Raw genomic sequence first — 24463 nt, forward strand, 5'->3', positions numbered from 1 at the left:
AGGTTCGAGGGGACGGTTGCCGTGCCGATCGCGATGATCACGGGTGCGTCGAAGGGGCTGGGGCGTGCGCTGGCGGCGGCGCTGGCGCAGTTGGGCTGGGATCTCGTCCTGGACGCCCGGACGGCCGGGGTGCTGCGGGAGACGGCGCGGGAGCTGAGCCGCCTGTACGGGACACGGGTGGTGGCCGTCGCCGGGGATGTCACGGACGGGGCGCACCGCAAGGCCCTGGTGGCCGCCGCCGGGGAGCTGGACGTGCTGGTGAGCAATGCGAGCGCCCTGGGTGCCGAACCGCTCGTACCGCTGGAGTCGCTGCCCCTGGCCGGGCTGCGGGAGGCACTGGAGACGAATGTGGTGGCGGCGCTCGGCTTGGCGCAGGAGGCGCTGCCGCTGCTGAGGGCATCGGCGGCCGGAGCGGTGGTGACGGTGAGCTCGGACGCGGCGGCCGAGCCGTATCCGACGTGGGGCGGGTACGGGGCGTCCAAGGCCGCGCTCGACCAGCTGGCCGCGGTGCTGGGCGAGGAGGAACCGGGTCTGCGGGTGTGGGCCGTGGATCCGGGCGACATGCGGACGGACCTCTCTACGGCGGCGGTACCCGGGGACGCGGGGCCGCGGCCGGGTCCGGAGAGCGTGGCGCCCGCGTTCGTCCGGCTGCTGGAGCGGCGGCCGGCCGGCGGGCGGTATGCGGCCGCCGCCCTGCTGGAGGAGAAGGACGGGGAGCGGCGATGACGGCGCTGGATGCCCTGCGGGTGCCCGAGGAGCTGTCCGCCCGGGTCCCGGCCGAGCAGCGGGGTGCGGGGCGGGACGACATGCGGCTGCTGGTGTCGCGGGGTACGGCGGTTTCGCACCGGGCCTTCCGGGACCTGCCCCGGGAGCTGCGGGCCGGGGACGTACTCGTGGTGAACACGTCGACGACGCTGGCGGCCGCCGTGAACGGGCGCGTCGGCGGTGAGCGCGTCGTCGTGCACTTCTCGACCCGCGGCGAGGACGGCAGGTGGGCGGTGGAGCTGCGCCGCCCGGACGGGAACGGGACCACGCGGCCGCGCCCCGGCGGCCGGGCGGGAGCCGCCGTGCGGCTGCCGGGCGGGAACGTGCTGGTGCTGGACGAGCCGCTGGGTCCCCCGGCGGGCGCCAGGCTGTGGAGGGCGCGGGTGCCGCGGGACGTACCCGGGCTGCTGGGCCGGTACGGGCGGCCGATCCGGTACGCGTACACGGAGCGGGACCAGCCGCTGTCCGCGTATCAGACGGTGTTCGCCGTGCCCTCGCCCGACGGGGCGGGGTCGGCGGAGATGCCGAGTGCGGCGAGGCCGTTCACCCCGGGGCTGGTGGCGGCGCTGGTGAGCCGCGGGGTGCAGTTCGCCCCGCTCTCCCTTCATACGGGGGTGGCGTCGGCCGAGGCGCACGAGCCGCCGTATCCGGAGCGCTTCGCGGTGCCTCGTACGACGGCGTGGCTGGTCAACGCGGCACGGACGGGTGGCGGCAGGGTCGTGGCCGTGGGGACGACGGCGGTGCGGGCCCTGGAATCGGCGGCGGGGGCGGACGGAGTGGTGCGGGCCGCCTCGGGCTGGACGGACCTGGTGGTGACGCCGCAGCGGGGCGTGCGGGTGGTGGACGGGCTGCTGACCGGGCTGCACGAGCCGGAGGCCTCGCACCTGCTGATGCTGGAGGCGACAGCCGGGCGGGCCGTGCTGCAGCGCGGTTACGCCCAGGCCCTGCGCCACCGGTACCTCTGGCACGAGTTCGGGGACGTCCATCTCCTCCTACCGGGTTCCGGAAGCTAACACTCCGCATTACATGAGCAACGTTTCGTGAGCGCGGAGGGGTCCCCATGTGAGCCCAGGCATAGGGCCCACGTCACTTACGAAGATGAATAGTTGGAGCAAAACGGGCAATATTCCGGGCCCCAAACCGGACAAGGGGGTATGAACACCCCCGGGGTCCACTACTCAGCTTCGTACGTCACACCTTTGCCAGGCCGTTTTGCGGTCGCTAAGAATTGCACTCGTCCCCGACGGAGATGCGCACCGCCGCTTCCGTCTGCGTCCTCGCCGAGGACCCCCTGCAATTCGAAGAGGTACGACTGTATGTCCGTGTCCCGCATCTCCAGCCGTAGCCGTCGCCTGAACAAGGCGCAGAAGCTCTCCGTCGCGGGGGTCTCCACCCTGGCCGCCGCCGCTCTCGCTTTCTCCCTCGTCCCGGACAACGCCGCGGCGTCGACCGAGCCGCAGGCCATATCCGGTGCGCCGGTCGCCTTCGCCGGTGCCGCGCAGACCCAGAGCGTCCAGTCCAGCATCCTCGAGCAGCACTCCACCGCCGCTCAGCTGGTGAAGGCCGCCGACTCCGCCAAGGCCGCCGAGAAGAAGGCAGCCGCGAAGAACGAGGCGAAGGCCAAGGCCGTCGCCGAGGCCAAGAAGGACGCCGCAGCCAAGAAGAAGGCTGCCGCCGAGGCCAAGGCCGACGCGAAGAAGCGTGCCGCCAAGAAGGCCAGCCGTGCCGCCGACCGCAAGCCGGTCTACGCCAACAACCTGGACGGCTGGATTCGCGAGGCTCTCGCGATCATGGACAAGAAGAACATCCCCGGCACGTACGAGGGTCTGCACCGCAACATCATCCGCGAGTCCAGCGGTAACCCGCGCGCCATCAACGACTGGGACATCAACGCCATCAACGGCGTCCCGTCGAAGGGCCTGCTGCAGGTCATCAAGCCGACGTTCGACTTCTACCACGTGCCCGGCACCAAGCACGACCAGTACGACCCGGTCGCCAACATCACCGCTGCGGCCAACTACGCCGCGGACAAGTACGGCTCGATCGACAACGTCGACAGCGCGTACTGAGCCACGCACCGAGTCAGGCCTGGCATTTGAGGGCCAGCCGGTCCGCAGCGTCGCGTGACCGGCCGGCACATGCCGAAGGGCGGCACCCCACGGGGTTGCCGCCCTCGGGCGTTTCCGGGCCCGGTCGGGCCGGACGCGTTACTTGCGCATCACCTCGGGCTCGTGGCGCCGCAGCATCCGCGAGACCGCGAAGAAGAGGATGACGCTCATGAAGAGCATCACCGCGATGTTGATCCCCCACTGGCCGGCCGCGTGCTCCCAGAGCGGGTCCAGGTCGGTCGGGTTCTCGGGGTCCCACGGCGGCATGAGATGGGCCAGGTCCAGCGTGGTACCGGCCGCGGCCACGGCCCAGCGCGACGGCATCAGCCAGGCGAACTGCTCCAGGCCCGGGGAACCGTAGACCTGGAAGAGCACTCCGGTGAAGACGACCTGGACGATGGCGAACATGACGAGCAGCGGCATGGTCTTCTCGGCGGTCTTCACCAGCGCGGAGATCATCAGGCCGAACATCATCGACGTGAAGCCGAGCACGATGATCGACACGCAGATCTCCACGGCGGGCGGCATGAACAGGCCCTCGTCCGGAAGCTTCCGGGTGGAGAAGCCGATCCCGCAGATGATCACGCCCTGGAAGGCGGTGATCACGCCGAGGACGATCACCTTGGACAGCAGATAGGCGGAACGGGACAGACCGGTGGCCCGCTCCCGCTCGTAGATCACCCGTTCCTTGATCAACTCCCGTACGGAGTTGGCCGCGGCGGCGAAGCACATGCCGACCGCGAGGATCAGCATGATCGTCCCGGCCTTGCCGTTGAACCGGGAGGGCGGCTCGGGCTCCGCCAGGCCGAACTCCGCGGGGATGACCACGCTCACCACGCCGAGCACCGCCGGCAGGAGCACCATCAGGAGCAGGAAGCCCTTGTCGGACGCGATCACCGAGATGTAGCGGCGCATCAGCGTCCACAGCTGGGCCACCCAGCCGGAGGGCTTGGGGGGCCGGATCGACTGCGGCGGCGGCATGTGTACGGGCTGCGCGGCGACGGCGTCGATGTCCGCCGCGTACATCTGGTAGTGCTGCGAACCGCGCCAGCGGCCCGCCCAGTCGTAGTCGCGGTAGTTCTCGAACGCGGAGAAGACGTCGGCCCAGGTGCTGTAGCCGAAGAAGTTCAGCGCCTCCTCGGGCGGACCGAAGTAGGCAACGGATCCGCCGGGGGCCATCACCAGGAGCTTGTCGCAGATCGCCAGCTCGGCCACGGAGTGCGTGACGACGAGGACCGTACGGCCGTCGTCGGCGAGCCCGCGCAGCAGCTGCATGACGTCGCGGTCCATGCCCGGGTCGAGGCCCGAGGTCGGCTCGTCGAGGAAGATCAGCGACGGCTTGGTCAGCAGCTCCAGGGCGACCGAGACGCGCTTGCGCTGGCCGCCGGAGAGCGAGGTGATCTTCTTGTCCTTGTGGATGTCGAGCTTGAGCTCGGCGAGGACCTCGTGGATCCGGGCGGTGCGCTCGGCCTCGGTGGTGTCCGCGGGGAAGCGCAGCTTGGCCGCGTACCGCAGAGCCCGGGTGACCGTGAGCTCCTTGTGCAGGATGTCGTCCTGCGGGACCAGTCCGATGCGCTGCCGCAGCTCGGCGAACTGCTTGTACAGGTTCCGGTTGTCGTAGAGGACGTCGCCCCTGTTGGCGGGCCGGTAGCCGGTGAGCGCCTTGAGCAGGGTGGACTTACCGGATCCGGACGGGCCGATGACGGCGATCAGGGACTTCTCCGGAACGCCGAACGAGACGTCCTTGAGGATGTCCTTCCCTCCGTCGACCGTCACCGTGAGGTGGCGGGCGGAGAAGGAGACCTCACCGGTGTCGACGAACTCTTCCAGCCGGTCCCCGACCAGCCGGAAGGTCGAGTGACCGACGCCGACGATGTCGTTCGGGCCGATGAGCGCGGAGCCGGACTTGCTGAGCGGCTGGCCGTTGACGTACGTGCCGTTGTGGGATCCGAGGTCGCGGATCTCGAAGCGGCCGTCGGGCGTCGCACGGAATTCGGCGTGGAGGCGCGAGACCTGGAGGTCGGAGACGACCAGCTCGTTCTCCAGCGCACGGCCGATGCGCATGACCCGGCCGAGGTCCAGCTGGTGGAACGTGGTCGGGCTCCGGTCGCCGTACACCGGCGGGGCCCCCGCGACACCGCCGGGCCCTCCCGGTCCAGGTGCCGCGGGACCCTGCTGATGCGGGACCTGCGGCTGCTGCGCCTGCTGCGCCTGCTGCGCCTGCTGCGCCTGCTGCCAGCCTGCCTGCTGCTGTTGCTGTGCGGGGTCGTGCCAGCCGGCGACACCCTGCGGGGGCTGCTGGGGCTGCACGGGTGCGGGCGCCTGTTGCGCCGCCGCGGCCTGGCCGCTGTGGACACCGGCAGCCGCGGCAGCGCCGGTCAGGCTCAGCCGCGGCCCGTCCGTCGCGTTGCCCAGGTGCACCGACGAGCCGGGGCCGATCTCCATCTTCTGGATCCGATGGCCCTGCACATAGGTGCCGTTGGTGCTGCCGTGGTCCTCGATGACCCAGCTGCGACCACCCCAGCTGATCGTGGCATGCCGCCAGGAGACCCTGGCGTCGTCGATCATCAGGTCGCCCTGCGGATCGCGTCCGAGGGTGTACGACCTGGACGGATCGAGCGTCCAGGTCCTTCCATTCAATTCCAGTACGAGTTCCGGCACTCCGCGCCCCACTAGTTGTCCCCCGAGTTACCCCCGTTGCAGGGAGTCTAGGGATGCTGAACATCGTGGGGAACTATTCCAGGAGCAGTCACCGAACGGAAAGCCGGGCGGGTGTAGACAGCGCGGAGGCCTGTGCGGCACCCGGGCCGACTCGGGAGATATCGGACCGGAGCATGGCAACCGGGGCGTCCGGCGCAGACACGTCGGTGCGGCCACCCGGGTCGGGGGTGCTGTCCGCCACTCGGGACGGGCTTCGGGGGCCGTGCGCCGGACCTATACGGTGGAACCACCATGAGCGCACCTCAGTCTCCCCGGTCTCCTGAGCCCCCTGAGCCCCTTCGGGGCACAGACGAACCCACTCTTCTCGTCAAGATCTTCGGGAAGGACCGTCCCGGCATCACCGCCGGGCTCTTCGACACCCTGGCCGCGTACTCCGTCGACGTCGTGGACATCGAGCAGGTGGTCACCCGCGGCCGCATCGTCCTGTGCGCGCTGGTCACCTCGCCGGTCTCGGGCGGTACGACCGAGGGCGACCTCCGGGCGACCGTCCACAGCTGGGCGGAGTCGCTGAAACTGCAGGCCGAGATCATCTCCGGTACGGGTGACAACCGGCCCCGTGGCGACGGCCGTTCCCATGTGACCGTGCTGGGACACCCGCTGACCGCGGAGTCGACGGCGGCCATAGCTGCTCGGATCACGTCGACCGGTGGCAACATCGACCGGATCTTCCGGCTGGCGAAGTACCCGGTCACCGCAGTGGAGTTCGCGGTGTCCGGCACCGGGACGGAGGAGCTGCGGACCGCGCTGGCGACCGAGGCCGCCGGAATCGGCGTCGACATCGCCGTCGTGTCGGCCGGGCTCAGCCGCCGGGCGCAGCGGCTCGTCGTCATGGATGTGGACTCGACACTCATCCAGGACGAGGTCATCGAGCTCTTCGCTGCCCATGCGGGCTGCGAGGACAAGGTCGCCGAGGTGACCGAGCAGGCGATGCGGGGCGAGCTCGACTTCGAGCAGTCGCTGCACGCACGTGTGGCGCTGCTGGCAGGGCTCGACGAGTCGGTGGTGGACAAGGTGCGGACCGAGGTCCGGCTGACACCGGGTGCCCGCACCCTCATCCGTACGCTGAAGCGGCTCGGTTACCAAGTCGGCGTGGTCTCGGGCGGATTCACTCAGGTCACGGACGACCTCAAGGAACGCCTCGGGCTCGACTTCGCCTCCGCCAACACGCTGGAGGTCGTCGACGGGAAACTCACGGGCCGGGTCGTGGGCGACATCGTGGACCGTGCGGGCAAGGCCCGGCTGCTGCGCAGCTTCGCCGAGCAGGCGGGGGTGCCGCTGGCACAGACGGTCGCGATCGGGGACGGCGCGAACGATCTGGACATGCTCAACACGGCCGGTCTCGGCGTCGCGTTCAACGCCAAGCCGGTCGTGCGCGAGGCGGCGCACACAGCGGTGAACGTCCCGTTCCTGGACACGGTTCTGTATCTGCTCGGTATCACCCGCGAGGAGGTGGAGGCAGCCGACGGTCTCGTCGACTGATCCCTCCGGACGCGTACGTACGAAGGGGCCCCGGCACTGTGATGTGCCGGGGCCCCGTGCATCCTGCTCAGTCGTTCGGCGTCCAGTACTCGACGAGCTTGCCCACACCCTGCTCCAGGCCCTTCCAGGATCCGGAGAACTCGACGACGGCATAGGCGGCCGTCGGGAAGCCGTCCCTGGTCATCCGGGCGAGTGTCTCCCCCTCCGCCTGGCCGGACAGCGCGTCCGCGGCACCGTGCATGCCGGGGTTGTGGCCGATGACCAGCAGGTTCCGCACGTCGTCCGGGGTCTCGTTGAACAGGGCAATCAGTTCTCCGAGGGAGGCCTCGTACAGCCTCTCCTCGTACACGGTCCTGGGGCGCTGCGGGAATTCGTGGACCGCGAGCTTCCAGGTCTCGCGCGTCCTGGTGGCGGTCGAACACAGAGCCAGATCGAAGACGGTGCCGGAATCGGCGAGCTTGCGGCCGGCGACGGGGGCGTCTTTCCGTCCCCGCTCGGCCAGGGGCCGCTCATGGTCGGCCGCTTGCGACCATTCCGCTTTTGCGTGCCTGAGAAGGACGATCCTGCGAGGTGTATCGGCGCTCATACACCTCAGCTTCGCACGAAATGCGTGTCCGGGCGCAGGGTGTTGACGTGCTACCCCGTTGAGGGTGAATGACGCCGGGTGACCTGTGCGTGTCTGTCCGGGAGCCGTCAGCCGGAGAGCAGCTCCAGGATGCGCCCGAGCAGCCGTCCGATCGCGGGATCCCCGGTGGCGGCGTGCGCCTGGCCCGGTCCCACGATCAGCAGGAGGAGGGCGGCGAAGGCGACGGCGGGCAGCGCGACGGCCCACCACGGCAGCCGGATCTCCACGCCGTCCGGGGCCGGGCGGTGGGTCCGGGGGTGCATACGGGCCGACATGTCCGCCTCCGTGGGTCCTCGGCACTGAATACCTAGAACCTACGGATCGCGGTGAGGCGGTCCCATCCGGCGACCCACCCACTCGACCCTGAACCTGGCCCCCTAGGGGATGGGGGGCTAGCACCACCCTCGCTCACGCGACCTGCTCAGGAGGGTGAGGCGATCGTGGCGATGACACTGATGACGACCCCGATGAGAAGCATCGCCCCGAGGACGAGGAGAAACTTCTTCTGGCCGTTCTGAGGATTCGGATCGAGCACCGGCATGGGTCCAGTCTCGCATCTCAGCATTCGTCCTCGATCGTCCGGTCCCGTCCTGCCAGCACTCCCGCCACCATCTGCGGCACCATGAGCCCCGCCATCAGGGCGATCGGCAGGCCCCAGCCGCCGCTGTGCTGGTAGAGCACGCCGACGAGCAGCGGGCCCGGGATCGAGAGCAGGTAGCCGGTGGACTGGGCGAAGGCGGAGAGCCTGACCACGCCCGCACCGGTGCGCGAGCGCATGCCGATCATGGTGAGCGCGAGCGGGAAGGCGCAGTTGGCGATGCCGAGCAGCAGTGCCCAGAGCCAGGCGCCGCCTGCGGGGGCGAGGTAGAGCCCCGCGTAGCCGACGAGGCCGCAGCCGCCCAGGACGAGGACGATCGGTCCCTGGTTCTTCAGACGGGCGGCCGCCCGGGGGATCACGAAGGCGAGGGGTACGCCCATGGCCATGGTCACGGCCAGCAGGACACCGGCGGTGCCTGCCGGGATCCCCGCGTCGCGGAAGATCTGCGGCATCCAGCCCATGGTGATGTACGCGGCCGTGGCCTGGAGGCCGAAGAAGCAGGCGAGCGCCCAGGAGGTGCGGCTGCGGGTGATCCTGAGGGCGGGGGCCTGCTGCCTGTGCTTGTCGGCCGGCTCCCCGTGGGCGCTGCCGCGGTCCCGTGCGAGGGCCGTCCAGGGCAGGATCGCCGCGGCGGCGAGGGCGGCCCAGACGGCCAGCCCGGTCTTCCAACTGCCGCCCAGCGCGTCGGTCAAGGGCACGGTGACGGCTGCCGCGAGTGCGGTGCCGAGGGCTAGGGCCATCGAGTAGAGGCCGGTCATGCTGCCGACGCGGTCCGGGAACCAGCGCTTGACGATGACGGGCATCAGGACGTTGCTGACGGCGATGCCCATCAGTGCGAGGGCGCTGGCGGCGAGGAACCCCGCGGTGCTGCCGACGAAGGGGCGGATCAGCAGGCCCGCCGTGATGGCGACCATGCCCGCGCAGACGACGGCGCCCGGCCCGAACCGGCGGGCGAGCCGCGGCGCCATGAAGCCGAAGAGCGCGAAACAGAGCGGCGGTACGGAGGTGAGCACTCCGGCGACGCTGCCGCTCATGTGCAGCCCGTCCCGCACTTCTTCCAGGAGAGGCCCGAGGCTGGTGATGGCGGGCCGCAGATTGAGCGCGGCGAGGACGAGGCCGACGACGACCAGGCGCAGCAGCCACGGGGCGGGTCCCGGTGCCGAGCCCGAGCCCGAGCCGGGTACGGGGATGGCCGCCCGGGAAGCGAGGGCGCTCGGGATGGTTGCGCTCCGGTGGGAGGTGGGGCTCAGGGTCCGGGTTTCGTCGTCGGGCATGAGGCCCATCATAGAATCATGGGATGATTGGTTGTCCACTCCGGGCCTCTCCCTCCTGAGAGAATCCCGGCACCCGCTCCACACAGCAAAACCAGCCCCCGTTCCAAAAACCCCGAGCAAGGAGCACCATGGCGCTGACGTCTCCGCGGCGTTCGGCTCTCGCCGATCAGGTGATTGCCCAGCTGAGAAATCAGATCACTTCGGGCGAGTGGCCCGTGGGCTCACGGATTCCCACCGAGCCCGAGCTGGTCGAGCAGCTGGGGGTCGCCCGCAACACCGTGCGCGAGGCGGTACGCGCGCTGGCGCACAACGGCCTCCTGGACATCCGGCAGGGGTCGGGGACGTACGTCGTCGCCACCAGCGAGCTCGCCGGCGTGATGCACCGCCGCTTCGCCGACGCAGACCCGCGCCACGTCGCCGAGCTGCGCTCCACGCTGGAGTCCTCGGCGGCCCGGCTGGCCGCCGCCCGGCGCACGGAGCGGGATCTGCGCCAGTTGGACGCGCTGATGGCGCGGCGCGAGGCGACCTGGGCCGCCGGGGACGCGGAGGCATTCGTCGCCGCCGACGCGACGCTGCACCTGGCCGTGGTCGCCGCCTCGCACAACGACGTACTGACCGAGCTCTACGCCGACCTGAACGGCCTGCTCCGCGACTATCTGCGCGACGACGTGGGCTCGGAGCTGCGCCCCGAGGAGCACATGGACCACGCACGGCTGGTCGAGGCGATCCGGGCGGGAGACGCGGAGACGGCCGCCGCCGAGGCCGCCAGTCATGCGCTGAACTGTTTGAGGGACCGGGTCTGAGGCTCTGGTGTACTGCGGCTCGGGGCTCCGCAGGTCCAATGGTCCGGGACTCCGGGACTCCGGGACTCCGGGACTCCGGGACTCCGGGACTCCGGGACTTGGGGACTTGGGGACGCTCAGGACCTATGACTGACCCAGGCCGAGCCGACCTCTTTCCAGCACCGGTCCTCGAGGCGCACGGTCCGTCCCGGCTGGACCACGACAGCCTCTCCGTCCGCGTCGACGTCCCACCAGCGGCTGCACTCGGTGTGGAGCTGGACGTGGTCGGTGGTGGAGTCCGGGTTGTGGCAGTAGGCGACGACCCGGGAGCCGTCGACCGAGGTTCGGCATTCGGCGCCCGAAGGTTCCAGGACCGGTGCGAGGGGTGCGGCGGCCCCGGACCCCGCCCGGTTCGCCGCGTTCACGGCGACCGGCGCGAGGAGACCGGCGACGGCAGCCGCTGCGGCCAAGAGGGCCCAGGTTCGGCGACGTGTGGAGCGCAGCACAGCGATCTCCTCCCCACAGCCTGACCAAAAGTCCGGTTCCTCCACATTCTGCGGTGGATCGACCATCTTTTCGACCTGAGACACACGACGGCCGCGTACCGCCCCTCGCGAGGGGCGGTACGCGGCCGTGAGCGGTCTGCGGGACTCAGGCGCCCATCATGTGCACGCCACCGTCGACGTGGATGATCTCGCCCGTCGTCTTCGGGAAGAAGTCCGAGAGCAGCGCCACGACACCGCGGCCGGCCGGCTCGGGGTCGGCCATGTCCCACGCCAGCGGGGAGCGGTGGTTCCAGACGTCCGCGAGCTCGGTGAAGCCCGGGATGGACTTGGCCGCCATGGAAGCGAGCGGTCCGGCGGAGATCAGGTTGCAGCGGATGCTGTCCGTGCCCAGATCACGGGCGAGGTAGCGGGAGGTGGCCTCCAGCGCGGCCTTGGCCGGGCCCATCCAGTCGTACTGGGGCCAGGCGAACTGCGCGTCGAAGGTGAGGCCGACGATCGAGCCGCCGTCGCTCATCAGGGGCTTGCAGGCCATGGCGAGGGACTTCAGCGAGAACGCCGAGACGTGCATCGCGGTGGCGACCGACTCGAACGGGGTGTTCAGGAAGTTGCCGCCGAGCGCGTCCTGCGGCGCGAAGCCGATGGAGTGGACGACGCCGTCCAGCGAACCGAGCTCCTCCTTGACCAGGCCCGCGAGCCGGTCCAGGTGCTCGTCGTTGGTCACGTCCAGCTCGATGACCTTGGCCGGCTTGGGCAGCTTCTTGGCGATGCGCTCGGTCAGTGTCGGCCGGGGGAACGCCGTCAGGATGACCTCGGCGCCCTGCTCCTGTGCCACCTTCGCGGTGTGGAACGCGATGGACGACTCCATCAGCACACCCGTGATGAGGATGCGCTTGCCGTCGAGAATTCCGCTCATGGTGATCAGTGACCCATGCCCAATCCGCCGTCAACGGGAATGACGGCTCCAGTGATGTACGACGCGTCGTCGGACGCGAGGAAGCGCACCGCGGCGGCGATCTCAGCGGGCTGCGCGTAGCGGCCGAGCGGCACCTGGGACACGATGCCCTTGCGCTGCTCATCGGTGAGCGCCTGCGTCATGTCGGTGTCGACGAACCCGGGTGCGACGACGTTGAACGTGATGTTCCGCGAGCCGAGCTCACGGGCCAGCGACCGGGCGAAGCCGACCAGGCCCGCCTTGGACGCCGCGTAGTTGGCCTGTCCCGCCGAGCCGAGGAGGCCGACGACGGAGGAGATGAGGACGACGCGGCCCTTCTTCGCGCGCAGCATCGCGCGGTTGGCCCGCTTGACGACCCGGAAGGTGCCGGTGAGGTTGGTGTCGAGTACCGACGTGAAGTCGTCCTCGGACATCCGCATCAGCAACTGGTCCTTGGTGATACCGGCGTTGGCGACCAGTACCTCCACGGGACCGTGCTTCTCCTCGATCTCCTTGTAGGCCTGTTCCACCTGCTCGGTGTCGGTGATGTCGCACCGGACCGCCAGGCAGCCCGCGTCGGTGAGCGCCTGGGGCGGCTCGCCGGAGCGGTAGGTGATCGCGACCTTGTCGCCGTTGTCGGCGAAGGCGCGGGCGATGGCGAGGCCGATGCCCCGGTTTCCTCCGGTGACGAGAACCGAGCGGCTCAACGGATCACCCTTTCCTTGGCGGTCTGGTACATCGAAACCTATCGGTACCACCCCTCATCCAGGGAATCGGCCTCTGACAGCGCCGCAGTGCCGCGACTGTTGGATCCCTACAGAACGGACCTGCGGGGGCCGGACACGTAAAATCCGGCGCACCCGGGCCCCGGGACCCCCCATGATTCACTGCGGAGACATTTCCAGAGGTGGAGAAGGGGAGGCCCGCGTGGCCCACGAGGTAGATCAGTCGTTTCTGGCCCTGCCACTGCGTGCCCTCGCCGACGCGGCGCTCGCCCGCGCGCGTGCGCTCGGCGCGGTGCACGCCGACTTCCGGTTCGAGCGGGTACGGGGCGCCACCTGGCGGCTGCGGGACGCACGGCCCTCCGGGACCTCGGACACCACCGACCTCGGTTACGCGGTGCGGGTGGTGCACGGCGGTGCGTGGGGGTTCGCGTCCGGGGTGGACCTGACGATGGACGCCGCGGCGAAGGTGGCCTCGCAGGCCGTCGCCATGGCGAAGCTGTCGGCGAAGGTGATCGCGTCGGCGGGATCGGACGAGCGTGTCGAGCTGGCGGACGAGCCGGTGCACGGTGAGCGGAGCTGGGTCTCGGCGTACGAGATCGACCCCTTCTCCGTACCGGACGAGGAGAAGGCCGGGCTGCTCGCGGAGTGGAGCTCGCGGCTGCTGGCGGCGGACGGGGTCGCGCACGTGGACGCCTCGCTGATGACCGTCCACGAGAACAAGTTCTACGCGGACACGGCGGGGACCGTCACCACGCAGCAGCGCGTGCGCGTGCATCCCCAGCTGACCGCGGTGGCCGTGGACTCCACGACCGGCGAGTTCGACTCGATGCGGACCATCGCACCACCAGTGGGACGGGGTTGGGAGTACCTCACCGGCACCGGCTGGGACTGGGACGCCGAACTGGAGCGGATCCCGGGGCTGCTGGCCGAGAAGATGCGGGCGCCGAGCGTCGAGGCGGGGACGTACGACCTGGTCGTCGACCCGTCCAACCTGTGGCTGACCATCCACGAGTCGATCGGCCACGCCACCGAGCTGGACCGGGCGCTGGGCTACGAGGCGGCGTACGCCGGTACGTCGTTCGCCACGTTCGACCAGCTGGGGAAGCTGGCGTACGGCTCCCCCGTGATGAACGTGACGGGCGACCGCACCGCCGAGCACGGGCTCGCCACGATCGGGTACGACGACGAGGGCGTCGAGGCGCAGTCGTGGGACCTGGTCAAGGACGGGACTCTCGTGGGCTACCAGACGGACCGGCGGATCGCGAAGCTGACCGGTCTCGGCCGGTCCAACGGGTGCGCCTACGCGGACTCGCCGGGCCACGTCCCCGTACAGCGCATGGCGAACGTGTCGCTGCGGCCGGATCCGGGCGGGCTCTCCACGGAGGACCTGATCGGCGGGGTGGAGCGCGGGATCTACGTGGTCGGCGACCGGTCCTGGTCGATCGACATGCAGCGCTACAACTTCCAGTTCACCGGGCAGCGGTTCTTCCGCATCGAGAACGGCAGGCTGGCCGGTCAGCTGCGGGACGTGGCCTACCAGGCGACGACCACGGACTTCTGGGGCTCGATGGAGAAGGTCGGCGGGCCGCAGACCTACGTCCTGGGCGGCGCGTTCAACTGCGGCAAGGCCCAGCCGGGCCAGGTCGCGGCCGTCTCGCACGGCTGCCCCTCCGCCCTCTTCCGAGGCGTGAACATCCTCAACACGACGCAGGAGGCCGGGCGATGAGCCGCGTCAGCAAGCCGTACGAGATCGTCGAGCGCGCTCTCGAGCTGTCCACCACCGATGGCTGTGTGGTCATCGCGGACGAGAACTCCTCCGCCAATCTGCGCTGGGCCGGCAACGCGCTCACCACGAACGGGGTGACGCGCGGCCGGACCCTGACCGTGATCGCGACCGTGGACGGCGCCCGGGGGACGGCGTCCGGCGTGGTGTCGCGCTCCGCCGTCACCGCCGACGACCTGGAACCGCTCGTACGGGCAGCCGAGGCCGCCGCGCGCGGGGCCGGGCCCGCAGAGGACGCGCAGCCGCTCGTCTCCGGGGTGCCGGTGTCCGCCGCTTTCACGGATGCCCCCGCGGAGACGGGCTCCGATGTCTTCGCCGCCTTCGCCCCGGCGCTCGGTGACGCCTTCGCCCGCGCCCGCTCCGGCGGCCGTGAGCTGTACGGCTTCGCCAACCACGAGATGACCTCGACCTACCTGGGTACGTCGACGGGGCTGCGGCTGCGCCACGACCAGCCGAACGGGACGCTGGAGCTGAACGCCAAGTCGCCCGACCGGACCCGGTCCGCCTGGGCGGGACGGGCGACCCGGGACTTCACGGACGTCGACCCGGCGGTCCTGGACGCGGAGCTCGCGCAGCGGCTGGGCTGGGCCGAGCGCCGGATCGAGCTGCCGGCCGGCCGGTACGAGACGCTGCTGCCGCCGACCGCGGTGGCCGACCTGCTCATCTACCAGTTCTGGTCGTCGAGCGCCCGGGACGCCGCGGAGGGCCGGACGGTCTTCTCCAGGCCGGGAGGCGGTACGCGGCTCGGCGAGAAGCTCTCCGCCCTGCCGCTGACCCTGCGCAGCGACCCGCACGAGCCGGGCCTGGAGTCCGCACCGTTCGTGATCGCCCACGCGTCCGGCGACGACGCCTCCGTCTTCGACAACGGCCTGCCGCTGGCGCCCACGGACTGGGTCAGGGAGGGCAAGCTGGAGCGGCTGACCACGACACGGCACTCGGCGGGGCTCACGGACCTGCCGCTGGCCCCGGCCGTGGACAACCTGGTGATGGACGGCGGCGGCAAGCGCTCACTGGAGGAGATGGTGGCCGCCACGAAAGGCCGGGCCCTGCTGCTGACCTGCATGTGGTACATCCGGGAGGTGGATCCGGCGACGCTGCTGCTGACCGGCCTGACCCGGGACGGGGTCTATCTGGTGGAGGACGGGGAGGTCCTCGGCGAGGTGAACAACTTCCGGTTCAACGAGTCGCCGGTCGATCTGCTGTCCCGGGCGTCGGAGGCGGGCCGCACGGAGAAGACGCTGCCGCGCGAGTGGGGCGACTACTTCACCCGGGCCGCCATGCCCGCGCTGCGGATCCCCGATTTCCACATGAGCTCGGTCAGCCGGGGCGTCTGACCGTCCTAGACTGAACCGCGTATTCCATCGACCCATCTCGACCCCACGAGGAGCGAAAAGACCGTGACGGACATCGTCGACGAGCTGAAGTGGCGTGGGCTGTTCGCCCAGTCCACTGACGAGGACGCACTGCGCAAGGCTCTCGCGGACGGCCCGGTCACGTTCTATTGCGGGTTCGACCCGACCGCGGCGAGTCTGCACGTCGGTCACCTGGTGCAGGTGCTCACCATGCGCCGGCTCCAGCAGGCCGGGCTGAAGCCGCTCGCCCTGGTCGGCGGGGCCACCGGTCAGATCGGTGACCCGCGGCCGACCGCGGAGCGCACGCTGAACGACCCGGAGACCATTGCCGCGTGGGTCCAGCGGCTGCGCGGGCAGATCGAGCCCTTCCTCGCCTTCGAGGGTCCGAACGCCGCGACGATGGTGAACAACCTGGACTGGACCGCGGGCCTGTCCGCGATCGAGTTCCTGCGGGACATCGGCAAGCACTTCCGGGTCAACAAGATGCTCACCAAGGACTCGGTCGCCCGCCGGCTGGAGTCCCAGGAGGGCATCAGCTACACGGAGTTCAGTTACCAGCTGCTGCAGGGCATGGACTTCCTGGAGCTGTACCGGCGCTACGGCTGCACCCTCCAGCAGGGCGGCAGCGACCAGTGGGGCAACCTCACGGCGGGGATCGACCTGATCCACCGCGTGGATCCGGCTGCCACCGTGCACGCGCTGGCGACCCCGCTGATGGTGAAGGCGGACGGCACCAAGTTCGGCAAGTCCGAGAGCGGGGCCGTCTGGCTCGACCCGGAGATGACGACGCCGTACGCCTTCTACCAGTTCTGGCTGAATGTGGACGACCGGGACATCTCCACGTACATGCGCATCCTCAGCTTCAAGAGCCGTGAGGAGCTCGAGGAGCTGGAGCAGCTCACCGAGGAGCGCCCGCAGGCCCGTTCGGCCCAGCGTGCGCTGGCCGAGGAGCTGACGACGCTGGTGCACGGCGGCGCGCAGTGCGCGGCGGTCATCGCGGCTTCGAAGGCGCTGTTCGGCCAGGGAGATCTCGGCGAGCTGGACGGGGCGACGCTGGGTGCCGCACTGTCCGAGGTGCCGCACGCCGAGGTCGCCGAGCTCGGTCCGGTGGTGGATCTCCTGGTCGAGGTCGGTCTGGCGCCGAGCAAGTCGGCCGCCCGCCGCACGGTCAAGGAGGGCGGGGCCTACGTGAACAATGTGAAGGTCACGGACGGCGAGGCCGCCCCGGCCCGCGAGGAGCTGCTGCACGGGCGCTGGCTGGTGCTGCGCCGGGGCAAGAAGAACCTGGCGGCCGTCGAAGTCACGGCCGGCTGATCCGGCCGACGGCACTCACGGGGGCACAGCACGGCGGCCGGCCACGCGTGACGCGTGGCCGGCCGCCGTGCTGTGGGTGTGGTCAGGTCCGCTGTTTGCCGCGACTGCTCCTGATCGACTGCCAGAGCATGTCGCCGACTCCGACAACGGCCACTGCGCCGATCAGCTGCAGCAGGTGGCGCATCCAGTCGATACCCTTGGTCTCGTTGACACCGATCCAGGTCGCCACGGCGTTGCCCAGGATGCTGCCGAGGATACCGAACACAACCGTCAGCCAGAGGGGGATGTCCTGCTTGCCCGGCAGGATGGCCCGGGCGAGCAGCCCCAGGACCAATCCCACGATGATTGCCCACAACCAGCCCATATCGCCTCCTCGTGCGGCGCGGTGTGCGCACGTCCGCCCAGTCTCGGCGCATGGGACCTACACCGCATGCCGGACAGGTCCGTACGTGGTGAGGCGGTACGGATCGGGACGGACGGGACATGCCCCGGTCTCGAACCCGGCGGATGCCGGGCGTACCGTAGGAGCGGCCCGGTCCGGGGTTGCCCGGCACAGAGATCTGGTGGTGGAACATGGCGCGGAAGCAGAGCGGCACAGAGGTCTTCCGGATCACCGGAGCCCGCCAGGGACTCGCCGACGACGTGCGTGGCAGGCAACGGCGCTACATCATCTCGATGTCCGTGCGGACCGTCTCGGTGGTGCTCGCGGCGACGCTGTGGAACGTCGAGAGGCATGTGGCCGTGGTGGCCCTCGTGCTGGGCGTCCTGCTCCCCTATGTCGCGGTGGTCATCGCCAACGCCGGTCGCGAGAACGCCCCTTCACTCCCCTCGACGTTCGTGCCCGCACCCATGCGGCCCGCTCTCGGCACCGCCCCTGCGGCGGGTACTCCGGAGCCGGCCCCGGAGGCCGGGCAGACGGGCAGCACCGGAAACGTGCGCGAGAACGAGTGAGCCGGCAGGTCGGGAAAGCTCAGGAAAAGCTCAGATCAATCATGAAGTTCCTGTGCACCGCACCCCGGTCCCCGTGACATACTTCGTACGCGCTCCGCATCCCCCGTCGGAGCGACGGACCGACGCCGGGCAGCTCCCCCCGTGGCTGCTCGGCGTCGCCTTTTCTCCGGCGGGGATGCGTCGACGAGAGGCCCTAGGGTTGAGGTCGTGAACCTCCCCGAGACTTCCGCCGAGAGCGCCACCGGTGCGCCTGTCTGTTCCGCCAAGGGCTGCCGCACCGATGCCGTGTGGGTGCTCGCCTGGAACAACCCGAAGTTGCACACCCCGGAGCGGCGCAAGACCTGGCTGGCCTGTGACGAGCACCGGGAGCACCTCTCCTCCTTCCTCGGGGTACGAGGATTCCTGAAGGATGTCGTGCCCCTCGCGGAGTGGGAGTCCTCAGCCACCGATCGCTGACATCGGCCGGTCGGGCTGCAGGAAGGTCGGGTCGTCGAGTCCGGAGCCCGCCTTCTTGCCCCACATCGCAAGCTTCCAGATCCTCGCGATCTCCTCGTCCGGGGCGTCCGAGCGCAGGGCGCCGCGCAGGTCCGTCTCCTCGCGGGCGAACAGGCACGTGCGGACCTGGCCGTCGGCGGTGAGCCTGGTGCGGTCGCAGGCCCGGCAGAACGGCCTGGTCACGGAGGCGATGACACCGACGCGGTGCGGGCCGCCGTCCACGGTCCAGCGCTCGGCGGGGGCGGATCCGCGCGCGTCCTCGCCCTCGGCGGTGAGGGTGAAGCGGGTGCGCAGTGACTCGAGGATGTCACCGGCCGTGATCATTCCGTCGCGCTTCCAGCCGTGCTGGGCATCGAGGGGCATCTGCTCGATGAAGCGGAGCTCGTAGCCGTGCTCGACGGCCCAGGCGAGGAGCTCGGGGGCCTCGTCGTCGTTGAGTCCGGGCATCAGGACCGCGTTGACCTTGACCGGGGTGAGTCCGGCGTCGCGGGCGGCCTCGAGTCCGTCCAGCACGTCCCGGTGCCGGTCACGGCGGGTGAGGGTCTTGAAGACGTCGGGGCGCAGGGTGTCCAGGGAGACGTTGACCCGGTCCAGGCCCGCGGCCTTCAGGGCCGCGGCGGTGCGCTTGAGTCCGATGCCGTTGGTCGTGAGCGACATCCTGGGGCGGGGTTCCAGGGCGGCGCACTGTTCGACGATGGAGACGAGCCCGGGGCGCAGCAGCGGCTCGCCGCCGGTGAAGCGGACCTCTCGGATGCCGAGGTCGGTGACGGCGATGCGGATGAGCCTGACGATCTCGTCGTCGCTCAGCAGTTCCTGCTTGGCCAGCCACTGCAGGCCTTCCTCGGGCATGCAGTAGGTGCAGCGCAGGTTGCACTTGTCGGTCAGCGATACACGCAGGTCCGTGGCGACTCTGCCGTAGGTGTCGATGAGCACTGTGGGCCCCCTCCCCCGGTGATGTCCGCGGTTGCGCGGTCTGACTGCTCCGAGACTACGCGAGACCGGTGACATCGCGGGTGCCCGATTGACACGAGCTGCGGCGGGGCCCCGTCGTAGGTCTCTACGACGGGGCCCCGCCGGGGTGCGGCGTGCGTCAGTGGGCGCCGACGCCGGTGAGGGACTTGACCTCGAGTTCGGCGTACTTGCCCGCGTCCGGTTCCTCCTTGGAGAGGAGCGAGCCGATCCAGCCGAGCAGGAAGCCCAGCGGGATGGAGACGAGGCCCGGGTTCTCCAGGGGGAACCAGGCGAAGTCGACCTCCGGGAACATCGAGGTGGCCTTCCCGGAGACGACCGTGGAGAACAGCACCAGGAAGACGGACGAGAAGAGTCCGCCGTAGATGGACCACAGCGCGCCCTGGGTGGTGAACCGCTTCCAGAAGAGGCTGTAGAGGATGGTCGGCAGGTTGGCCGACGCGGCGACGGCGAAGGCCAGGGCGACGAGCCCCGCCACGTTCAGGTCGCGGGCCATCGCGCCGAGTGCGATGGAGACGACGCCGATGGCGACGGTGGCCCACTTCGCGGCGCGCATCTCCTCCTTCTCCGTGGCCTTCCCCTTGCGGATGACGTTGGCGTAGATGTCGTGGGCGAAGGAGGACGAGGACGCGAGGGTGAGGCCCGCGACGACGGCGAGGATCGTGGCGAAGGCGACGGCCGAGATCACGGCGAGCATGATCGCGCCGCCCGTGGTGCCGACGCCTCCGAGGTACTCGGCGAGCTGGGGTGCCGCCGCGTTGCCCGCCGGGTTCTTCGCCTTGATCTCCTCCGGTCCGATCAGTGCCGCGGCGCCGAAGCCGAGGGCGATCGTCATCAGGTAGAAGGAGCCGATGATGCCGATGGCCCAGTTGACGGACTTCCGGGCGGCCTTGGAGGTCGGCACCGTGTAGAAGCGGATCAGGATGTGCGGCAGGCCTGCGGTGCCCAGGACGAGTGCGATACCGAGGGAGATGAAGTCCAGCTTGGTGATCGCGTCCGCACCGTACTTGAGGCCGGGCTCGAGGAACGCCTTCGCGTCGCCCTGCTGTCCGGCGAGACTCTTCTCGGCCGCGGTGCCCAGCAGGTCGGAGATGTTGAAGTTGAACTTCCACAGCACCATGAACGTCATCAGCAGGGCGCCCGCGATGAGCAGCACCGCCTTGACCATCTGCACCCAGGTGGTGCCCTTCATGCCGCCGATGGTGACGTAGAGGATCATGAGCACGCCGACCAGCGCCACGATGACGATCTTGCCCGCGTCGCTGGTGATACCGAGCAGCAGCGAGACGAGGACGCCCGCGCCCGCCATCTGCGCCAGCAGGTAGAAGATCGACACGACGATGGTGGAGGCGCCCGCGGCGGTGCGGACCGGCCGCTGCCGCATCCGGTACGCGAGGACGTCGCCCATGGTGTAGCGGCCGGAGTTGCGCAGCGGTTCCGCGACGAGCAGCAGTGCCACGAGCCAGGCGACGAGGAAGCCGATGGAGTAGAGGAAGCCGTCGTACCCGAAGAGCGCGATGGCACCGGCGATGCCGAGGAAGGACGCCGCGGACATGTAGTCGCCGGAGACGGCGAGGCCGTTCTGGAAGGCGGTGAACTGGCGTCCGCCCGCGTAGAAGTCGGAGGCGCTCTTGGTCTGCCGGCCCGCCCAGACGGTGATGGCCAGGGTCGCGGCGACGAAGACCGCGAAGAGGCTGATGATCAGCGGCCGGTGCTCGCTCGTGGACGAGGCGGCGAGCTGGATCGCGGACTGCGAGTGGTATACGGCGCTCATGCGTCGGCCTCCATACGGGACTTGATGGCCTCCGCCTTGGGGTCGAGCTTCGCCGAGGCGTGGCGCGAGTAGAGCCAGGCGATGAGGAACGTGGTGGCGAACTGGGCGAGGCCGAAGACGAAGGCCACGTTGAAGTTGGCGACGACGACGGTGCCCATGAAGTCGCCGGCGTAGCTGGACAGCAGCACGTACAGCAGATACCAGGCGATGAAGCCGACGGTCAGCGGAAAGGCGAAGGAGCGCTGTGAGCGGCGCAGTTCGGCGAACTCCGCGCTCTTCTGCACCTCGAGGAATGCCTCGGTCGTGGGCTGGGCGGGACTGGTGTCCGTCGTGCCCGGGGGCGGCGGTGCATCGGTAGCCACGGATTCTCCTCGCGACGCGGGTGCGGTGGTCTCGGTAGTGGTCTTCACAGGGAGTCCTCTGTGTGGTGGGGGGTTGGCGTGCGACTCCCTGACAACGGCACGGAGAGCGCGGCGAAGCGGTTCACCGCAGATTCGCCGTTCTCGGACCCGCCTCCACGGGTGGGCCTCCCCGAGATCACACCTCGAACTCACTTGCCCTTATTCATTGATGCGGCGGCATGATCGGCGATAGCTTCACTCGATATGTACCCAGCCGGACACGCCGTGTGTCCGGCCGCAGGCACGGATGATGTGGAGAACCCATGGCTCATCTGGCATCCAGACGGACACGCGCACTCACGCTGCCCGTCGGACTGGCCCTCACGGCCTCGCTCGGTTTCCTCCCGGGAACCGCGACGGCCGCTCCGGCCCAGGAGCCGACCGCGGCTGTCTCGACCGACGGCCCGAAGCTGTCGTACGTCGTGAACACGCGGGCCGGTCACGGCACCGTCAAGCAGGTGAAGAAGGCGATAGCCAAGGCCGGCGGCACCGTCGTGACGTCGTACGACAGGATCGGCGTCATCGTCGTCCACTCGCAGAACCCGGACTTCGGCCCGACGATCCGCAGGGCCAAGGGCGTTCAGTCGGCGGGGTCCACGCGCACCAGCCCGATCGTCCCGCAGGCCACCAAGGACATCGGGGTCGAGCAGCCACTCACGGCCGGACAGGCCGAGGCCGCCGCGGCGGACGCGAAGGCCGGTCAGGACCCGCTGGAGCCCCTGCAGTGGGACCTGCCCGCCATCAAGGCGGACAAGGCGCACGAGAAGTCGCTCGGCAGCAGCAAGGTCACGGTCGCCGTCATCGACACGGGTGTGGACGACACGCACCCGGACCTGGCGCCCAACTTCGACCGCAAGGCATCGGTGAACTGTGTGTCCGGCGCCCCGGACACCACGGACGGCGCCTGGCGCCCCGCCGCCGGGGAGAGCGACCACGGTACGCACGTCGCGGGCACCATAGCCGCGGCGAAGAACGGCGTCGGCGTCACCGGCGTCGCACCCGGCGTCAAGGTCTCCGGCATCAAGGTGTCCACGCCGGACGGATTCTTCTACACCGAGGCCGTCGTCTGCGGCTTCGTGTGGGCCGCCGACCACGGTGTCGACGTGACGAACAACAGCTATTACACAGACCCGTGGATGTTCAACTGCACGAACGATCCCGACCAGGGCGCCCTGGTCGACGCGATCACCCGGGCGACCCGCTACGCGGAGAGCAAGGGAACCGTCAACGTCGCGGCCGCGGGCAACTCCCGGTTCGACCTGGCGTCCGACGCGATCGAGGACGCGAGCAGCCCGAACGACACCGAACCGGTCACCCGGACCATCGACCCGAGCCTCTGCCCCGACATCCCGACGCAGCTCCCGGGCGTCGTGACGGTCTCGGCAACCGGCGCCAAGGGCCTCAAGTCCTCTTACTCCAACTACGGTCTCGGCGTCATCGACGTGGCTGCCCCGGGCGGCGACTCGACGGTCTACCAGACGCCCGACGCCCCTGCCACCAGCGGCCTGATCCTGTCCACGCTGCCCGGCGGCGGGTTCGGCTACAAGGCCGGTACGTCCATGGCGTCCCCGCACGTCGCGGGAGTCGCGGCCCTGATCAAGTCGACCCACCCGTACGCCTCGGCGCGCACGGTGAAGGCACTGCTGACGCACCAGGCGGACGCCACGGCCTGTGGCGCCCCGTACGACATCAACCGTGACGGAACGATCGACGCGGTCTGCGAGGGCGGCACCAACTACAACGGCTTCTACGGAGCCGGTGTCGTGGACGCGCTCGACGCGGTCCGCAGGTAACACCTGCGGCAGGGCGTGAGGAGGGGCCGGGGACGCTGTCCCCGGCCCCTCCTGCCGCTTCGGGAAGCGGCTACGGCTTGATGAGCACCTTGAGGGCGGTGCGCTCGTCCATCGCCTTGTAGCCGCCGGGAACCCCGTCCAGTCCGACGCTCAGGTCGAAGACGGGAGAGGGGTCGATCGTGCCGTCCAGCACGTCGGGGAGCAGTTCCGGGATGTACGTGCGCACGGGGGCCACGCCGCCGCGCAGCGCGATGTTCCGGTCGAACATGACACCGAGGTCGAGTCCGGTACCGCTGCCGTGCGGGACGCCGACGTACCCGATGGAGCCGCCGTCGCGGACGATGCCGATGGCCGTGCGCATCGACTGCTCGGTGCCGACCGCCTCGATCACCCCGTGGGTGCCCTCGCCGCCGGTCAGTTCACGCACGGCGGCGACGGCGGCCTCGCCGCGCTCGGCGACGACGTCCGTGGCACCGAAGGCCCGGGCGATGTCGGTACGGGCCTCGTGGCGGCCCAGCGCGATGATCCGCTCGGCCCCGAGCCGCTTGGCGGCCATGACACCGCACAGACCGACCGCACCGTCACCGACGACCGCGACGGTGCTGCCGGGCTTCACCTCCGCGCCGATCGCGGCGTGGTGCCCGGTGCCGAGGACGTCGGAGAGTGCCAGGAGCGCGGTGAGCAGCCGGTCGTCGGAGGCGGCTGCCGCCGGGAGCTTGACGAGGGTTCCGTCGGCGAACGGGACCCGCACGGCCTCGCCCTGGCCGCCGTCGGATCCGACCGATCCCCAGAATCCGCCTTGGGCGCAGGACGTGGTGAGACCCTCCGCGCAGTAGGCGCACGTGCCGTCGGACCAGACGAACGGGGCGACGACGAGGTCGCCGACGGCGAAGCCGTTGACCGCGGAGCCCGCTTCCTCGACGATGCCGAGGAACTCGTGGCCGATGCGCTGGCCGGGCTGCCGGGCCGATTCGCCGCGGTAGGCCCACAGGTCGCTGCCGCAGATACAGGCACGCAGGACCCGCAGGACCACGTCGGTCGGCTGCTGGACCGTCGGGTCGGGCACCTCCTCGACGCGGATGTCGTGGGGGGCATGGATCACGGTGGCGCGCATGCG

24 protein-coding genes are annotated in these 24463 nt (G+C 70.0%); 11 read left to right on the forward strand and 13 right to left on the reverse strand.

The window, feature by feature from the left end; genetic code table 11:
• The first annotated feature begins 21 nt into the window (after positions 1-21).
• The 3 genes from OG844_RS08095 to OG844_RS08105 all read left to right on the forward strand — a co-directional run bounded on the left by OG844_RS08095 (position 22) and on the right by OG844_RS08105 (position 2834).
• The gene (locus OG844_RS08095; protein WP_406389147.1) at positions 22-726 is read left to right on the forward strand and encodes an SDR family NAD(P)-dependent oxidoreductase; all 705 of its coding nucleotides are present in this window, start codon (positions 22-24) and stop codon (positions 724-726) included.
• Positions 723-1778 carry an S-adenosylmethionine:tRNA ribosyltransferase-isomerase gene (locus tag OG844_RS08100; protein WP_406389149.1) on the forward strand — a complete coding sequence of 352 codons (1056 nt, stop codon included), beginning with the start codon at positions 723-725 and terminating at the stop codon, positions 1776-1778. Before OG844_RS08095 ends, OG844_RS08100 begins: the two co-directional genes overlap by 4 nt.
• A 303-nt stretch (positions 1779-2081) precedes the next feature.
• Positions 2082-2834 carry a transglycosylase SLT domain-containing protein gene (locus OG844_RS08105; RefSeq protein ID WP_406389150.1) on the forward strand — a complete coding sequence of 251 codons (753 nt, stop codon included), beginning with the start codon at positions 2082-2084 and terminating at the stop codon, positions 2832-2834.
• A gap of 138 nt (positions 2835-2972) precedes the next feature.
• Here the strand turns inward: OG844_RS08105 and OG844_RS08110 are convergent, their stop codons facing one another.
• The gene (locus OG844_RS08110) at positions 2973-5546 is read right to left on the reverse strand and encodes an FHA domain-containing protein (RefSeq protein WP_406389152.1); all 2574 of its coding nucleotides are present in this window, start codon (positions 5544-5546) and stop codon (positions 2973-2975) included.
• A 279-nt stretch (positions 5547-5825) separates the two neighbouring features.
• Between OG844_RS08110 and serB the strand changes: the two genes are divergently transcribed.
• Complete coding sequence (gene serB, locus OG844_RS08115; protein ID WP_406389153.1) at positions 5826-7073, forward strand: phosphoserine phosphatase SerB; 1248 nt, start codon at positions 5826-5828, stop codon at positions 7071-7073.
• Between the two features lie 67 nt (positions 7074-7140).
• On the opposite strand, the gene OG844_RS08120 is transcribed toward serB, so the two are convergent.
• The 4 genes from OG844_RS08120 to OG844_RS08135 form a co-directional block, all read right to left on the reverse strand.
• Positions 7141-7659 carry a SixA phosphatase family protein gene (locus tag OG844_RS08120; protein WP_384611318.1) on the reverse strand — a complete coding sequence of 173 codons (519 nt, stop codon included), beginning with the start codon at positions 7657-7659 and terminating at the stop codon, positions 7141-7143.
• A gap of 107 nt (positions 7660-7766) precedes the next feature.
• On the reverse strand, positions 7767-7973 hold the full coding sequence (locus OG844_RS08125) for a hypothetical protein (protein WP_406389155.1): 207 nt from the start codon (positions 7971-7973) through the stop codon (positions 7767-7769).
• 146 nt (positions 7974-8119) lie between these two features.
• Entirely contained in the window at positions 8120-8239 is a 120-nt protein-coding gene (locus tag OG844_RS08130; protein ID WP_329212505.1) for an SGM_5486 family transporter-associated protein, read from the reverse strand.
• Positions 8240-8256: 17 nt separating this feature from the next.
• On the reverse strand, positions 8257-9570 hold the full coding sequence (locus OG844_RS08135) for a CynX/NimT family MFS transporter (protein WP_406389156.1): 1314 nt from the start codon (positions 9568-9570) through the stop codon (positions 8257-8259).
• Positions 9571-9698: 128 nt separating this feature from the next.
• Here OG844_RS08135 and OG844_RS08140 point away from each other — a divergent pair, with 128 nt between their 5' ends.
• Positions 9699-10373, forward strand: coding sequence for a FadR/GntR family transcriptional regulator (locus OG844_RS08140; protein WP_406389158.1), 675 nt, complete (start codon positions 9699-9701; stop codon positions 10371-10373).
• A 116-nt stretch (positions 10374-10489) separates the two neighbouring features.
• On the opposite strand, the gene OG844_RS08145 is transcribed toward OG844_RS08140, so the two are convergent.
• The 3 genes from OG844_RS08145 to fabG form a co-directional block, all read right to left on the reverse strand.
• Entirely contained in the window at positions 10490-10855 is a 366-nt protein-coding gene (locus OG844_RS08145; RefSeq protein ID WP_406396048.1) for a hypothetical protein, read from the reverse strand.
• Positions 10856-11003: 148 nt separating this feature from the next.
• Positions 11004-11771 (reverse strand): enoyl-ACP reductase FabI, encoded by a 768-nt coding sequence (gene fabI / locus OG844_RS08150; protein ID WP_406389159.1) that lies wholly within the window; start codon positions 11769-11771, stop codon positions 11004-11006.
• A gap of 5 nt (positions 11772-11776) precedes the next feature.
• A complete protein-coding gene (gene fabG, locus OG844_RS08155; protein ID WP_329212497.1) occupies positions 11777-12496 on the reverse strand; it encodes a 3-oxoacyl-[acyl-carrier-protein] reductase in 720 nt (239 codons plus the stop codon).
• Between the two features lie 220 nt (positions 12497-12716).
• Here fabG and OG844_RS08160 point away from each other — a divergent pair, with 220 nt between their 5' ends.
• The 3 genes from OG844_RS08160 to tyrS all read left to right on the forward strand — a co-directional run bounded on the left by OG844_RS08160 (position 12717) and on the right by tyrS (position 16963).
• Positions 12717-14240 (forward strand): TldD/PmbA family protein, encoded by a 1524-nt coding sequence (locus tag OG844_RS08160; protein WP_406389160.1) that lies wholly within the window; start codon positions 12717-12719, stop codon positions 14238-14240.
• Positions 14237-15631, forward strand: coding sequence for a metallopeptidase TldD-related protein (locus tag OG844_RS08165; protein ID WP_406389162.1), 1395 nt, complete (start codon positions 14237-14239; stop codon positions 15629-15631). The genes OG844_RS08160 and OG844_RS08165 overlap by 4 nt, the downstream gene beginning before the upstream one ends.
• Before the next feature lie 63 nt (positions 15632-15694).
• Positions 15695-16963, forward strand: a complete 1269-nt coding sequence (gene tyrS / locus OG844_RS08170; RefSeq protein WP_406389163.1) for a tyrosine--tRNA ligase — start codon at positions 15695-15697, stop codon at positions 16961-16963.
• A gap of 82 nt (positions 16964-17045) precedes the next feature.
• Here the strand turns inward: tyrS and OG844_RS08175 are convergent, their stop codons facing one another.
• Positions 17046-17327, reverse strand: coding sequence for a GlsB/YeaQ/YmgE family stress response membrane protein (locus OG844_RS08175; RefSeq protein WP_356419508.1), 282 nt, complete (start codon positions 17325-17327; stop codon positions 17046-17048).
• Positions 17328-17536: 209 nt separating this feature from the next.
• Here OG844_RS08175 and OG844_RS08180 point away from each other — a divergent pair, with 209 nt between their 5' ends.
• Positions 17537-17914: a DUF3099 domain-containing protein gene (locus tag OG844_RS08180; RefSeq protein ID WP_406389165.1), complete on the forward strand. Its 378-nt coding sequence runs from the start codon at positions 17537-17539 to the stop codon at positions 17912-17914.
• A 207-nt stretch (positions 17915-18121) separates the two neighbouring features.
• The gene (locus OG844_RS08185; protein ID WP_406389167.1) at positions 18122-18370 is read left to right on the forward strand and encodes a hypothetical protein; all 249 of its coding nucleotides are present in this window, start codon (positions 18122-18124) and stop codon (positions 18368-18370) included.
• Here OG844_RS08185 and moaA read toward each other — a convergent pair.
• From moaA to OG844_RS08200, 3 genes are all read right to left on the reverse strand, one after another.
• Complete coding sequence (gene moaA / locus OG844_RS08190; RefSeq protein WP_406389168.1) at positions 18353-19342, reverse strand: GTP 3',8-cyclase MoaA; 990 nt, start codon at positions 19340-19342, stop codon at positions 18353-18355. The two genes, OG844_RS08185 and moaA, sit on opposite strands and share 18 nt — an antisense overlap.
• A 157-nt stretch (positions 19343-19499) precedes the next feature.
• Positions 19500-21152 (reverse strand): cation acetate symporter, encoded by a 1653-nt coding sequence (locus OG844_RS08195; RefSeq protein ID WP_406389169.1) that lies wholly within the window; start codon positions 21150-21152, stop codon positions 19500-19502.
• Positions 21149-21514 (reverse strand): DUF485 domain-containing protein, encoded by a 366-nt coding sequence (locus OG844_RS08200; protein WP_406389170.1) that lies wholly within the window; start codon positions 21512-21514, stop codon positions 21149-21151. Before OG844_RS08200 ends, OG844_RS08195 begins: the two co-directional genes overlap by 4 nt.
• Before the next feature lie 302 nt (positions 21515-21816).
• On the opposite strand from OG844_RS08200, the gene OG844_RS08205 reads away from it, so the two are divergent.
• Positions 21817-23346 carry a S8 family peptidase gene (locus OG844_RS08205; RefSeq protein ID WP_406389171.1) on the forward strand — a complete coding sequence of 510 codons (1530 nt, stop codon included), beginning with the start codon at positions 21817-21819 and terminating at the stop codon, positions 23344-23346.
• A gap of 70 nt (positions 23347-23416) precedes the next feature.
• On the opposite strand, the gene OG844_RS08210 is transcribed toward OG844_RS08205, so the two are convergent.
• The gene (locus OG844_RS08210; RefSeq protein ID WP_406389172.1) at positions 23417-24460 is read right to left on the reverse strand and encodes a zinc-dependent alcohol dehydrogenase family protein; all 1044 of its coding nucleotides are present in this window, start codon (positions 24458-24460) and stop codon (positions 23417-23419) included.
• Positions 24461-24463: the final 3 nt, after the last annotated feature.

This window comes from Streptomyces sp. NBC_00887, from assembly GCF_045207585.1.